Source organism: Microbacterium sp. NRRL B-14842, from assembly GCF_050470785.1.
Map to the genome: position 1 here is coordinate 1 of NZ_JBFLUM010000057.1, position 13366 is coordinate 13366.

General features: G+C 71.7%; 10 protein-coding genes and 2 pseudogenes. 8 read left to right on the top strand and 4 right to left on the bottom strand.

Features of this window, described 5'->3' with window-relative positions:
- On the top strand, nt 1–1103 hold a 1103-nt coding region (locus AB1285_RS23435; protein ID WP_429977956.1), incomplete at its 5' end, for an MFS transporter.
- 57 nt (nt 1104–1160) lie between these two features.
- On the opposite strand, the gene AB1285_RS23440 is transcribed toward AB1285_RS23435, so the two are convergent.
- Nucleotides 1161–1868 carry an IclR family transcriptional regulator gene (locus AB1285_RS23440; RefSeq protein ID WP_259951973.1) on the bottom strand — a complete coding sequence of 236 codons (708 nt, stop codon included), beginning with the start codon at nt 1866–1868 and terminating at the stop codon, nt 1161–1163.
- Between the two features lie 128 nt (nt 1869–1996).
- Between AB1285_RS23440 and AB1285_RS23445 the strand changes: the two genes are divergently transcribed.
- The 6 genes from AB1285_RS23445 to AB1285_RS23470 all read left to right on the top strand — a co-directional run bounded on the left by AB1285_RS23445 (nt 1997) and on the right by AB1285_RS23470 (nt 7914).
- Nucleotides 1997–3859, top strand: a complete 1863-nt coding sequence (locus tag AB1285_RS23445; RefSeq protein ID WP_292795415.1) for an FAD-dependent monooxygenase — start codon at nt 1997–1999, stop codon at nt 3857–3859.
- A gap of 80 nt (nt 3860–3939) precedes the next feature.
- Nucleotides 3940–4914, top strand: a complete 975-nt coding sequence (locus AB1285_RS23450; protein ID WP_292795391.1) for an ABC transporter ATP-binding protein — start codon at nt 3940–3942, stop codon at nt 4912–4914.
- Between the two features lies 1 nt (nt 4915).
- Nucleotides 4916–5677 (top strand): ABC transporter permease, encoded by a 762-nt coding sequence (locus tag AB1285_RS23455; protein ID WP_292795389.1) that lies wholly within the window; start codon nt 4916–4918, stop codon nt 5675–5677.
- A 29-nt stretch (nt 5678–5706) separates the two neighbouring features.
- Nucleotides 5707–6834: a sensor histidine kinase gene (locus AB1285_RS23460; RefSeq protein ID WP_292795387.1), complete on the top strand. Its 1128-nt coding sequence runs from the start codon at nt 5707–5709 to the stop codon at nt 6832–6834.
- 11 nt (nt 6835–6845) lie between these two features.
- On the top strand, nt 6846–7457 hold the full coding sequence (locus tag AB1285_RS23465; protein ID WP_259952189.1) for a response regulator transcription factor: 612 nt from the start codon (nt 6846–6848) through the stop codon (nt 7455–7457).
- A gap of 76 nt (nt 7458–7533) precedes the next feature.
- Complete coding sequence (locus AB1285_RS23470; protein WP_292795384.1) at nt 7534–7914, top strand: VOC family protein; 381 nt, start codon at nt 7534–7536, stop codon at nt 7912–7914.
- A gap of 850 nt (nt 7915–8764) precedes the next feature.
- On the opposite strand, the pseudogene AB1285_RS23475 reads toward AB1285_RS23470, so the two are convergent.
- Both AB1285_RS23475 and AB1285_RS23480 read right to left on the bottom strand, forming a co-directional pair.
- Nucleotides 8765–9484, bottom strand: a pseudogene (locus tag AB1285_RS23475) (PhzF family phenazine biosynthesis protein); the annotation flags it as partial.
- Nucleotides 9485–9510: 26 nt separating this feature from the next.
- A pseudogene (locus tag AB1285_RS23480) lies at nt 9511–11237 on the bottom strand (thiamine pyrophosphate-binding protein).
- A gap of 160 nt (nt 11238–11397) precedes the next feature.
- Between AB1285_RS23480 and AB1285_RS23485 the strand changes: the two are divergent.
- Nucleotides 11398–11907, top strand: coding sequence for a phosphoribosyltransferase (locus AB1285_RS23485; protein WP_292798040.1), 510 nt, complete (start codon nt 11398–11400; stop codon nt 11905–11907).
- Here AB1285_RS23485 and AB1285_RS23490 read toward each other — a convergent pair.
- A partial coding sequence (locus tag AB1285_RS23490; RefSeq protein ID WP_429977957.1) for an ATP-dependent DNA ligase occupies nt 11908–13366 on the bottom strand: 1459 nt, incomplete at its 5' end.

Sequence of the window (13366 nt, forward strand, 5' to 3'; positions counted from 1 at the left end):
GCAAGGCGGTGCTGATGTGGACGCTGATCCTCATGGGCGCCGCGACCGCCCTGATCGGTCTGCTCCCCACCTACGAGACCATCGGCGTGATGGCGCCGATCCTCCTCGTGCTGCTGCGCATCGTGCAGGGCATCTCGGCCGGCGGCGAGTGGGGCGGCGCGGTGCTGATGGCCGTCGAGCACGCCCCGCGCAAGAAGCGCGGCATCTTCGGCGCCTCCCCGCAGATCGGCGTGCCGCTCGGCCTGCTGCTGGCGTCGGGCGTCATGGCGCTGATGACCGCGATCGCTCCGGGAGACCAGTTCCTCGCCTGGGGCTGGCGCGTGCCGTTCCTGCTCAGCGTCGTGCTGATCCTCGTGGGCTACTACGTCCGCCGTCGCGTGGAGGAGAGCCCGGTGTTCGCCGAGCTCGCCGAGCGCAAGGAGAAGGCGAAGATGCCGATCGTGCAGCTCTTCCGCAAGCACCTGCTGCTCGTCATCATCGCAGCCCTCGTCTTCGCCGGGAACAACGCCGTGGGCTACATGACCACCGGCGGCTACATCCAGGGCTACGCCACGAACCCCGACGGACCCATCGGGCTCGAGCGCGGGCCGGTGCTGTGGGCCGTCACCGGATCGGCCGTGACCTGGCTGCTGACCACGCTGCTGGCCGGCTGGGTGTCGGATCGCATCGGCCGTCGCACGACCTACCTCATCGGCTGGGTGCTCCAGCTCGTCGGCGTGTTCACGCTGTTCCCGCTCGTCAACACCGGCGAGGTGGGGCTGCTGTTCGCGGGCCTCGCGATCCTCACGATCGGCCTCGGCTTCACCTACGGGCCGCAGGCGGCGCTGTACACCGAGCTGTTCCCCGCGAGCATCCGGTTCTCCGGTGTCTCCATCTCCTACGCGATCGGCGCGATCGCCGGTGGCGCCTTCGCGCCCACCATCGCGACGTTCATCGTCGATCAGACCGGCTCCACCGAGGCGGTCACCTGGTACCTCGCAGGCATGACGCTCCTCGGTCTCGTCGCCACGCTCCTGCTGCGCGACCGGTCGGGCATCCCGCTCGGTCCGGACCACGAGGAGGAGCAGTCCGTCAGCCCGATCCGCGGGCTCGCGAAGGTCTGACCCGGCGATCCGAGAGCGCACGTCCCTGAGGGGGCGTGCGCTCTCGTGCGTTCCGGCTCAGCCCTCGAGGGCTGAGCGGATGAGGTCGGCGGAACGCTGGAGTCGCGCGGCGATCTCCCCGTCGTCCAGGTCGGTGGCCACGTGCACGACCGCGATCGCGGCAGGACGCTGGCCGCGCAGACGCAGCGGGACGGCGACGGACTGCACCGTGGGGATGACCTCGTCGTGGCTCGTGGCATAGCCGCGTGCGGCGGCGGTGTCGATGTCGGCGCGCAGGGCGGGGGAGATGCCGACGGGCACCTCCGCCGGGTCGAGCTGCGCGAGGATCGCCTTCCCGGGAGCGCCGACCGTGACGGAGTGCCGCGCGCCGGGGCGCTGGGCGACGCTCGCGACGGCGTGCCGCGGTTCGACGCTGGCGAGGGTGATGCACTCGGCGCCATCGAGGACGGCGAGGAAGCAGGTCATGCCGAGCTCGTTCGCGATGGCGGTCAGCTCCGGCAACGCCTCTGCCTGGAGGTCGTGGGCGACGCCGGCGGCGAGAGCGGCCATGCGGGCGCCGAGGCTCACGGCGCCGCTCGCATCGCGGGTCACGAGGCCGTGATCCTCGAGCGTGCGCAGGAGACGGTAGGCGATGGACCGGTGCACGTCGAGGCGCCCCGCGATGACGTCGATGGTCAGCGCGCCGCGGGCGTCGGCGAGCGCCTCGAGGATGCGGATGCCGCGACTGAGCGTCTGCGACGCGGGGGCGGCGGGGCGCTCGGGCATGGCTCTCCTTGCGATGCGCGCGGCACCGGTCTAGGCTGTGTTCAATAGTAGAACACTGTGTTCGAATATAGAACACCGTGTTCCTGGACGCAACACCCGACGAAGACGTCCGGAAGGAATCGACGACGATGCAGTTCCACCACCACGGCTATGTGTCCGGAGACCCGCGCGTGCAGGACGCCGCCGGCACCGGGATCGACCGCCCCGCCGCCCTGCCCGACGAGGTCGACGTCCTCATCGTCGGCTCCGGGCCCGCGGGCATGCTGCTCGCGGCACAGATGTCGCAGTACCCCGACATCACCACCCGCATCATCGAGAAGCGCGAGGGCCGCCTCGTCCTCGGGCAGGCCGACGGCATCCAGCCCCGCAGCGTGGAGACCTTCCAGGCATTCGGCTTCGCCGAGCGCATCATCGCCGAGGCCTACAACATCGGCTGGATGAACTTCTGGGGCCCCGATCCCGAGCACCCCGATCAGATCGTGCGGACCACCCGCACCGCCGACTACGCCTACGACATCTGCGAGTTCCCGCACCTCATCGTCAACCAGGCGCGCGTGCTCGACTACTTCGCCGAGGCGGCGGCCGACGGTCCCGGCCGGATCGTGCCGGACTACGGCGTCGAGTTCCTCGGGCTCACCGTGCACGAGGAGGGCGACTACCCGGTCGAGGTGCGCGTCCGCCATGTCGGGGAAGCGGACGAGCGCATCGTCCGGGCGAAGTACGTGGTGGGCTGCGACGGAGCCCGGAGCGGGGTGCGCCAGGCGATCGGACGCACGCACGTGGGTGCGAGCGCCGCGCACGCCTGGGGCGTCATGGACGTGCTCGTCAACACCGACTTCCCGGACTGGCGCACCAAGTGCGCGATCAACTCCAAGGCCGGCAACATCCTGCACATCCCGCGGGAGGGCGGCTACCTCAGCCGCATGTACATCGATCTCGGCGAGGTCGCCGCGGACGACGACCACCGCGTGCGCCAGACGCCCATCGAGGAGATCATCCGGCGCGCCAACGCGATCCTCCACCCCTACACGCTCGATGTGAAGCAGGTGGCCTGGCACAGCGTCTACGAAGTGGGCCACCGTGTGACGGACGGCTTCGACGACGTCGACCCCGGCGTCGATCGCAGCCCGCGGGTCTTCCTCACCGGCGACGCCTGCCACACGCACAGCGCCAAGGCCGGCCAGGGCATGAACGTGTCGATGCAGGATGGCTTCAATCTCGGCTGGAAGCTCGGTTCCGTGCTGAGCGGCCGTGCCCCCGAGGCGCTGCTCGCCACGTACGGCGCCGAGCGTCGTCCCGTCGCGCAGCAGCTCATCGACTTCGACCGCGAGTGGTCCAGCCTCATGGCCCGCAAGCCGGAGGAGATCTCCGACCCGAACGAGCTGGCCACGTACTACCTCGCGACGGCCGAGTTCCCCTCCGGTTTCATGACCCAGTACACGTCCTCCATGATCACCGGCACCGACGCCCATCAGGAGCTCGCGGTCGGCTACCCGCTGGGCAAGCGCTTCAAGTCGGCGGAGGTCGTGCGGGTCGGGGACGGCAACGTCGTCCACCTCGGGCACCATGCGAAGGCCGACGGCCGCTGGCGGGTCTACGCCTTCGGCGACCGGACCGGGGAGGCGCTCGCCGCGTGGGCGGAGGAGGCGGCGCCCGTGTTCGCGCGGTTCACCCCGGCCGACGCCGACGCCGACGCCGTGTTCGACGTGAAGGCCGTGTACCAGCAGCCCTTCGAGGAGGTCGAGGTCACGACGACGCCCGAGCTCTTCCAGCCGAAGACCGGCCCGCTCGGACTCACCGACTGGGAGAAGGTCTACGCCGCGGGCCCGAGCAAGTGGTGCGAGACGGACATCTTCGAGGCGCGGGAGCTGTCCCGCGACGGCGTCGTGATCGTCGTGCGTCCGGACCAGTACGTCGCCGCGATCCTCCCGCTGGACGGCGTGGACGAGCTGGCGAAGTTCCTGGACGGGGCGCTGCTGCCGGCGCGCTGACCCTCGGCATGACACGTGTCATGCCGAGGAGATGACACCGCCCTCCGGACGGCCGCGCGCTCCGGCGCGAGGCTGGAGGCATGAACGAGACATCCGTGCAGGAGGCGGCACCGCGCGTCGCGTCGTCCTCCGCGTCCCCCGCCGTCGATGACAGACCCGTGGCGCTGGAGCTGATCGACCTGCGCAAGCACTTCGGCAGCGGCGAGCGCCGCGTGCCGGCCGTCGACGGTGTCGACCTCTCCATCCGGCGCGGCGAGGTGGTCGCCCTGCTCGGCCCCAACGGCGCGGGCAAGACCACCACACTCGACATGCTCCTCGGGCTCACCGCCCCCAGCAGCGGGACCGTGCGCGTGCTCGGGGCGGCTCCGGAGCGGGCCACCGCGAACGGGGCCATCGGAGCCGTGCTGCAGACCGGGGGGCTGCTCGGCGACCTCACCGTCGGCGAGACCGTGCGGCTGATCGCCTCGCTCTACGGGCGGGAAGCCCTCGCACGCGTGCCGGAGGTGATGCGCCGTGCCGACCTCGCCGGTCTCGCGCGCCGCCGGGTGTCCAAGTGCTCGGGCGGCGAGCAGCAGCGCGTGAAGTTCGCGCTCGCGATGATCTCCGATCCCGACATCCTCGTGCTCGATGAGCCGACCGCCGGTATGGACGTCACCGCGCGGCGCCACTTCTGGGACGTGATGCGTGCCGACGCGGACGCCGGGCGCACGATCGTGTTCGCCACGCACTATCTGGAGGAGGCGGAGCAGTTCGCCCGCCGCACGGTGGTCATGCATCGGGGCACCGTCGTCGCGGACGCGCCCACCGCCCTGCTCCGCGCGAGCCTGGGCGAGCGCACGGTCTCGGCCACCGTGCCCGCCGTGTCGGACGCGCTGGTCGCCGCGCTGACCGCCGCGGAGGGCGTGACGGGCGTGCGCATCGACGGGGACCGCCTCAGCCTCCGCGCCACCGACTCCGACGCCGCCGCCCGCCTGCTGCTCGACGGGGGAGCGCACGACCTGGAGATCACCGCCCCCACGCTCGAGACCGCCTTCACCGCCCTCACGGAGGACTGACATGACCACGACCGTCTCGCCCACCATGCTGCGCATCGAGGGGCTGCGCCAACTGCGCAACCCCTACACGCTCGCCTTCACCCTCGCCATGCCCGTGGCCATGTACCTGCTCTTCGGTGCGGGCATGGGGTACGGCACGCTTTCTGCCGGCAACGGCAACGTCTCCTTCTACGTGATGGTCTCGATGGCGGCCTACGGCACCGCGGTGGCGATGAGCTCGCTCACCTCGCTCGCGGCCACCGAGGCCCAACAGGGGTGGGGAAGGCAGCTCGCGATGACGCCGCTGACGACCACCGGCTACGCCCTGACGAAGCTGCTCACCGCCGTGTCGTTCGCGGCGCTCGCCCTCGTCGCGGTGTTCGTCGCCGGGCTGCTCACCGGCGCGGAGGCGGACGGCGCCTGGCGCTGGGTCGTGACCGCCGCCCTCATCCTCGGCATCGGCCTCATGTTCGGCCTCTACGGGCTCGGGGTCGGCCTGTTCTTCGGCTCCGACTCCGCCGCCGCGCTCGCGTCCATCTCGATGACCTTCTTCGCCTTCTTCGGCAACGTGTTCATGCCGCTCGACGGCGTCATGCTCGACATCGCCCGGTTCACCCCGTTGTACGGCTTCGTCGCCCTGAGCCGGTGGCCGCTCACGGAGGGCGTGCTGACGACGGGGCAGACGGATGAGCTGTGGATGCTGCTCCTCAACGTCGCGGTCTGGCTCGTCGTCTTCGCGGTGCTGGTGACGATGGGCGTGCGGCGCTCACGGTCACGGCGGTGAGCGCCCCGGCGCGACAGTAGGTTGGACGGATGACGATGCAGGAGGGCCGGGAGGCGGACGCCCGATCCGGGACGGGCAAGGACCCCTGGGCACGGTTCGGCTGGCTGATGGCCGTCGTCTGGCTCGTGTTCCTGATCTACCCGGTCCTCGCGCTGCTCGCCTCCGCCGCTCCGCCGGCGTGGGTCGTCACGGGATGGGTGGCGCTTGTGGCGTTCATCGTCCTCTATGTGACGGGGTTCATGCACGGCATGCGCGGCGGAGGCGGCCTCGGTCGCACCCCCTCGCGGCGACAGTGGTTCACGTTCGCCGCGCTCATCGCCTGCGCGCTGATCACGATCCCGGCGGTGGGCGGGTCGGCGCTGAGCTTCCTGCCGTTCATCATGTCGTTCGCCTCGTACGGACTGACCCGTGCCTGGCACTGGATCACGACCATCGCCGCGCTCGTGGTGGCGGCCGGCTGCGTCTTCCTCATCCCCGACAACCTCTCCTACCTGTCCGTCCTCGCGATCGTCGCCCTCCTCGGCGTCGTGAACACGGTCTCGACCTGGCTCATCGTGCGCTCGGCGGAGGCGGAGCAGCTGGGCAGGGAGCTGGCGACCAGCGAGGGGCGGGAGGCCGTGGCGCGCGACGTGCACGACCTCATCGGCCACTCGCTGACGGTCGTCGGACTCAAGGCACAGCTCGTGCGGCGGCTGATGGACTCCGACCCGGAGCGCGCCAAGGCCGAGCTCGCCGACATCGAACGTCTGACCGCGGAGGCCATCGCCGGAGTGCGGCAGACCGTCGCCGGTGCGCGGGCGACGACCCTCGTCGAGCAGCTCGCCTCGACCGAGGACTCGCTGCGCGCCGCCGACATCGCGCTCGTCGTGGACGGGACCCCGGACGCCCTCTCGCCGGTCCAGGCGATCACGGCGAGCTGGATCCTCCGCGAGGCGACGACCAACACGCTGCGGCACTCCGGTGCCGCGGCCGTCCGTGTGCGCATCGCTCCGGGCGTGCTCACCGTGGAGGACGACGGTGTCGGGCCTGCGTCCGGGACCGGGCATCGCGAGGGCAACGGCATCCGGGGGATGCGGGAGCGCGCGGCGGCGGCGGGCGCCGGATTCGCCGTGCGGCCGGGCGAGGCGGCGGGCACGCTGGTGGAGGTGACGTGGTGACCGCGGCCCCGATGGTTCCGATCCGGCTGCTCATCGCCGACGACCAGGCACTCGTGCGCGGGGCGCTCGGGGCCCTTCTCGACCTGGAGCCGGATCTCCAGGTGCAGGGCCTGGCAGCGGACGGCGCGGAGGCGCTGCGCCTGGCGGAGGAGCTGCAGCCGGACGTGTGTCTGATGGACATCCAGATGCCGAGGGTGGACGGCGTCGAGGCGACGACGCGGATCCGCGCGGTCAGTCCGCAGACGCGCGTGCTCGTGGTGACCACGTTCGCACGACCCGGATACCTGCGCGCGGCGCTCGACGCCGGGGCGAGCGGGTTCGTGGTGAAGGACACCCCGGCCGAGGAGCTCGCCGCGGCCGTGCGCCGCGTGCACGCCGGACTCCGAGTGCTCGATCCGAAACTCGCCGAGGAGAGCCTGTTCGAGGGAGCCAACCCGCTGAGCGACCGGGAGCGGCAGGTGCTGCGGCTCGCCGCCGACGGACGATCCGCGGCGGCCATCGCGGCGGAGGTGTTCCTGTCGGCGGGCACCGTGCGCAACCACCTCTCCGCCGCGATCGGCAAGACCGGTGCCGAGAACCGGGCGCAGGCGGTGCGGATCGCGTCCGATAAGGGCTGGCTCTGACTCCTCTGGCGGGTGTCGGAGGCCCCGCGTACTGTGAGGGCCGACGGGTGACGGAGCCCGGCAGGAGGAGTGCGTGATGGACTGGAAGATCGAACTCATCTTCGTCCCGGTCAGCGATGTCGACCGGGCGAAGGACTTCTACGTGAAGATCGGTTTCAACGCCGACCACGACCATGTGCCGTACGAGGGGCTGCGCTTCGTGCAGATGACGCCGCCGGGATCGGCCTGCTCGATCGCCTTCGGCACGGGGCTGACCACCGGCCTGGCACCAGGGCAGCAGAACACCATCCAGGTGGTCGTCCCCGACGCCGACGAGGCTCTCGCGCACCTGCGCGGCCTCGGCGTGGAGGCGGAGGGCGTGGACGAGCAGGACTGGGGGCGCTTCGTGCGCTTCGACGACCCCGATGGCAACACCTGGACCCTGCAGGAGCTCCCGGACTACAGCGCCCAGGGGTGACGACTCGGGGTCCGGTTCGGGCTCCGGTTCGGGTTCCGGGTTCGGGTTCCGGGGTCTGGTTCGGGTTCCGGGGTCTGGTTCCGGTTCGGGTTCCGGGGTCTGGTTCGGGTTCCGGGGTCCGGTTCGGATTCCGGTTCGGGTTCCGGGGTTCGGTTCGGGTTCCGGGGTTCGGTTCGGGTTCCGGGGTCTGGTTCCGGTTCGGGTTCCGGGGTCTGGTTCGGGTTCCGGGGTCCGGTTCGGATTCCGGTTCGGGTTCCGGGGTTCGGTTCGGGTTCCGGGGTTCGGTTCGGGTTCCGGGGTCCGGCTCGGGTTCCGGGGTCCGGCTCGGGTTCCGATTCGGGTTCCGGGGTTCGGTTCGGGTTCCGGATGCACGATGGCGGGGCGGGTGCACGACCAGGGGCTGAGGTTGGTCGTGCAGGTGGAACCGGCTCGTGCAGACGTTCCGGTGCCCGGGGAGGCGGGGCTCGAGTCGGATGACGGTGTGCGCGACGCGGGTGCGGGTGCACGACCCGGGGAGGGTTTTGGTCGTGCAGACGGAGCCGGGTCGTGCCGGTGAGACCGTGCCGTAGGAGCGAGGTCTCGGGTGGTGTGACGAATGCACGATCCGGGGACGGATGCACGGACGGGCGAGGGCTGTGGTCGCGCAGACGGAACCGCGTCGTGCGGGTGACCGCGCGTGCCTCGTGCTCCGTCTCTCGAGTCCGAGGAGTCCGCGGCCGGGGTCAGGGGAGGCGGGTGGCTCCGCCCGAGACGACGAGGCCGCCGGAGGCCGGTATCGCGACGCGGAGTTCGCTCGGCGACCGACGTGGGCGCCCTGATGGATGCGGACGGTGTCGCCCGGATAGCCCTGGGCGCGGAGGTAGGCGCCGACCGAAGCGGCCGCGGACCCTGTCGCCGGATCCTCCGTGATGCGCCCCACGGGGAAGAGGTTGCGGGCCTGGATCTCGGCAGGATCCTCGGCGTGCAGCACCGTCACCGTGCCGTGCCAGCCCCGCGCGCGCATGAGAGTGGCGACCTCGGCGGGGGAGAAACGGAACTGGTGGAAGAGCTCCCGGTCGGCGACGAAGACGATCGGATGCCAGTTGCCCGCGAACGCCTCGCGGACCGGGAAGCGCGGGTCGACATCGGCCGGCTCCATCCCTAGCAGCGCGAGGAGGCGGTCACGCACGACGGGGTCGAGGTCGCGCACCTCCGGCTCGACGCTCGTGAACGACACCGTGACCCGGCCGTCCGCGTCCGCGAAGGATTCCATCGACACGTCTCCGGCCGCGGTCTCGAACACGACCGCCCCGGGACCCTGCCGTTCCGCGAGGGCGACCGCGGTCGCGACCGTCGCATGACCGCAGAACGGCACCTCCGCGGCAGGCGACCAGTACCGCACCCGGAAGTGGGAGCCGTCCGCCGCGGCATCCTGCACGAACGCGGTCTCCGAGTAGCCGACCTCGGCCGCGATCCGCTGCATGTCCGCCTCGTCGAGCCCGTCCGCGGCGAGCACGACCCCGGCCGGGTTGCCGCCGTCCGCGGTCGCGGCGAAGGCGCTGTAGCGCAGGACCTCGGGAGCATCCGTCATCCCGGGAGCCTATCGGCCCGCGCGGGTCAGGAGTTCACGCGGATGATCTCCTGCTGGTACGGCGCGATCACGTCGCCGGAGATCCGGAGGTCGAGGACGAGGAAGCGCCGGGTCGCCGGGTCCTCCTCGGCCCAGGTGGCGAGGCGATCCAGGTCGTGGAGCGTCCGCACGACGACACCCTCCGCGCCGACCGCGGCTCCGAACGCGGCGAAGTCGACCTCGGGAATGCGCATCGGTCCCTCGGCCAAGCCCTTCAGCCCGTAGAGGTTGACCTCGGCACCGTACGCCGCGTCGTTCCAGACCACGGCCATGCCGCGTCCGCCCGCCGCCCGCACGGCCGATTCGAGGTCGGCTATCGCCATGAGCCCGCCGCCGTCGCCCGAGGTGAGCACGATGGTCGCGTCACGACGGGCGAGGGCCGCCCCCACCACGCTGGGCCAGCCCTGTCCGATCGACTGGAACGCGGTGCCGATCATCATCATCCGGTCCGGTGCGGCGACCGGCCAGTACATGTTCGCCCAGCCGATGAAGTGCCCGCCGTCCGAGACCACGACGCGGTCCTCGGGGAGGAGCTCGGCGATCCGGCGCGCGGCGGAACGCGGGTCGAGGCGTCCGTCGGGTGCGAGGTCGTCCCCGGGCTCGTACGCGCGGGCCGCGGCGACATCGACCGTCTCCCGCCAGGGTCGGGCGGACACAACTGCGGAGCCGGTGCCCGACTCGCCGCCGGAGTCGGGGGTGGCCTCGGCGAGTTCTGCGCCATCTCCGAAGTCGTGCCCGGAGGAGAGGCGAGTGACGAGGGCCTCGGCGGCGAGACGGGCATCGGCGCGCACGAAGCCGCCGACATGCGCATGCGTGGCGGCCGGAGCGGTGTCGACCTGGAACACCCGGGTACCAGGGGCGAAGAGGTCGCCGAAGCGCATCGTGAACTGATTCAGGCTCGCGCCGAAGACCACGGCGACATCGGCGGTCCGCACGAGCTCCATCGCCCCCTCGGCGCCGAAGCCGCCGGTGACCCCGAGGTCGTACCGGGTGTCCGGGAAGATACCGCGGCCGAGGGCGGAGGAGGCGGTCAGTGCCCGGTCTGCGCGGCGAGGGCGCCCAGAGCCTCGCCGGCGCCGGCCAGCCAGGCGCCCCGGCCGGCGAGGAGGAACGGACGCTCGGCATCGCGCAGGGCGGCGGCGATCTCATCCAGCATGCCCTCGGCGAACACGCCGCGCGGTGCGAGCGGCGCGGGGAGCCGGGGAGCCGGGGCCGCCGGTACCGCGCCCGCCTCGAGGGCCGCGACGTCGTAGGGGATCGCGAGCACCACGGGCACGCGATAGGTGAGGGCGTGCTCGACGGCGATGACGGTGGTCGCGGCGGCATCGGTCCGCCCGACGGTGTAGGTGCGGGCGCCCACCGCCGAGGCCAGCGCGATCTGGTCCACGTCCCACGGCCGCGGCCCCGAGGTCGGCTCGTCGCCCACCACGAGGACGAGCGGCACGTGCGCCTGCACGGCCTCAGCCAGCGCCGTGATCGTGTTCGTGAAGCCGGCGCCGTAGGTGGACGTGCCCGCGGCGATGCGGCCGGAGGCGCGGAAGTGGGCGTCGGCCGCGACGACCGCGCCCTGCTCGTGACGGACGGCGGTGAACGTGGCGTCGGTCTGCGTCTCGAGGGCGTCGAGGAAGTAGGCGTTGCCGTTGCCCATGACGCCGAAGACGGCATCGACGTGCTGGGCGAGGGTGAGGGCGACGTGCGCGGAGACGGAGGGCATGGAGAAGCCTTTCGAGACAGGGACGGAGAAGGGGGATCCGTATGTGTCTCGCCCTCGCGGCGATGCGAGGTGCTTCGTGCCTCTTTTTCAGGCACCGGCGGGGCCGGACCTGCTCAGTCTAGCGGCGGCTCGGGCGGAGCGGATGCGCGAGAATGGACCGATGACGGATGCATCGATCGAGCGCGAGACGCTCACCTGGGACGGCTTCGGCGTGGCGACGCGCGATCTGGCGCGGAACATCTCGGCGACGGGCTTCGAGCCGGAGGTCGTGGTGGCGATCGCCCGCGGCGGCCTGCTCCCGGCCGGGGCCATCGCATACGGGCTCGGCGTGAAGAACTGCGGCGCGATCAACGTCGAGTTCTACACCGGCATCGGCACCGTGCTGGACGCCCCGGAGGTGCTGCCGCCGGAGCTCGACATGGCCTATCTCGACGGTCGCCGCGTCCTGCTCGTGGACGATGTCGCCGACTCCGGTCGCACGCTGGCGCTCGCGGTGCAGCTGCTGCAGAAGAAGGGCGCCGACGTGCGCTCGGTCACGATCTACACGAAGCCCTCGACGATCATCGAGCCGGACTTCGCGTGGAAGGACACCGACCTCTGGATCGACTTCCCCTGGTCGTTCCGCGGCACCGTGCGTCAGGAGGACGAAGGCCTCCCGCCCACGGCCTGATCAGGCGTCGTCCGTCGCGCCCCGCCGCAGGGCGAGGAGCGTCTGGATCGTGTCGGCCTCCGCAGCGGTCTTGTCCGGACGGTAGCCCTTGACCCGGGCGAACCGGAGGGCGAGGCCGCCGGGGTAGCGCGGGGACCGCTGCACGCCGTCGATCGCGATCTCGACCACGAGCTCCGGCCGGAGGAACACCGTCGACGCGGAGCGATGGCTCTCGTGCGCCGGGAACTCGTCGGTCTGCCACTGCAGCAGCGCATCCGTGAGGCCCTTGAACGTCTTGCCGACCATCACGAAACCGCCCGGGTCGCCGAAGTCGCCGTCCGGGTCCCGCGCGCCGAGGTGCAGGTTCGACAGCCATCCACGCCGGCGCCCCGACCCCCACTCGGCGCCGAGCACGACGAGGTCGAACGTGAGCACAGGTTTCACCTTCACCCAGGACTTGCCGCGTCGACCGGCGGCGTACGGCGCATCCACGGCTTTGACCAGCACACCCTCGTGGCCGGCCGCCAGCGCTTCCCGGGACAGACGCTCGGCTTCCTCCGCACTGTCGGTGACGATGCCGGGCATGCGCCACTCACCGGCAACCGCGGCCAGGACCTCCTGACGCACCGACAGCGGCTCGTCGAGCAGATCACGGCCGTCCACGTGCAGGACGTCGAAGAACCAGGGGCGCAGGGCGAGTTCCCGCGCGGCATCCGCACCGAACCGCGACATCGTCTCCTGGAACGGCCGGGGACCGCCGTCCTCGTCGAGCGCCAGCGTCTCGCCGTCGAGGATGACCTCCTGCGCGGGAAGACCGCGGACGACCTCGACGATCTCGGGCAGCCGGTGGGTGACGTCGGCGAGGCTCCGCGTGTAGATGCCGACCTCGTCGCCGCGGCGGTGCACCTGGATGCGCGCGCCGTCGAGCTTGTACTCGACCGAGGCGCGCCCGGTGATCTCCAGAGCGGCCGTGGGCGTCGGCGCCGTGGCCGCGAGCATCGGGAGCACGGGGCGACCCACCCGGAGCCCGACCTCGTCGAGTGCGCCCTCGGCGCCGGTGAGCGCGAGCAGCGCCGTCTCGCCGAGGTCGCCGGAGAGCATGGCGGCTCGTCGCACCGTGGCAGGCGGGGCCTCGGCGGCGCGGGCGATCGCGTCGAGGAGCACGCCGCTCAGCGCTCCGGTGCGGAGCTCCCCGAGCATCGCCCTGGTCAGGAAGTCCCATTCGGGAGCGGTGGCTCGGGCGGCGAGGTCGTGCAGCAGCTCGCTGCGCACGCCCGCCGAACCGGAGCCCGAGGTGTGCGCGAGGGTGTCGAAGGCGTGGTCGATCTCCGCGATGGTCAACCTCGGCGTCGTGGTGTGCTCGATGGCGAGGGCCGTCAGCCCCCGCCACCCCACGCCGAGGCGACCCTGGCGGGGCGCGGCCAGGAGCAGCCCCACGAGAGGCGCGATGTCGTCGGCGTCGGCCCGGCGGAGCAGCGCC

Excerpts from the sequence above, each read along its gene's own strand:
- AB1285_RS23440 (WP_259951973.1), bottom strand. The coding sequence starts at position 1,868 with ATGCCCGAGCGCCCCGCCGCCCCCGCGTCGCAGACGCTCAGTCGCGGC.
- AB1285_RS23445 (WP_292795415.1), top strand. The coding sequence starts at position 1,997 with ATGCAGTTCCACCACCACGGCTATGTGTCCGGAGACCCGCGCGTGCAG.
- AB1285_RS23450 (WP_292795391.1), top strand. The coding sequence starts at position 3,940 with ATGAACGAGACATCCGTGCAGGAGGCGGCACCGCGCGTCGCGTCGTCC.
- AB1285_RS23455 (WP_292795389.1), top strand. The coding sequence starts at position 4,916 with ATGACCACGACCGTCTCGCCCACCATGCTGCGCATCGAGGGGCTGCGC.
- AB1285_RS23460 (WP_292795387.1), top strand. The coding sequence starts at position 5,707 with ATGACGATGCAGGAGGGCCGGGAGGCGGACGCCCGATCCGGGACGGGC.
- AB1285_RS23465 (WP_259952189.1), top strand. The coding sequence starts at position 6,846 with ATGGTTCCGATCCGGCTGCTCATCGCCGACGACCAGGCACTCGTGCGC.
- AB1285_RS23470 (WP_292795384.1), top strand. The coding sequence starts at position 7,534 with ATGGACTGGAAGATCGAACTCATCTTCGTCCCGGTCAGCGATGTCGAC.
- AB1285_RS23485 (WP_292798040.1), top strand. The coding sequence starts at position 11,398 with ATGACGGATGCATCGATCGAGCGCGAGACGCTCACCTGGGACGGCTTC.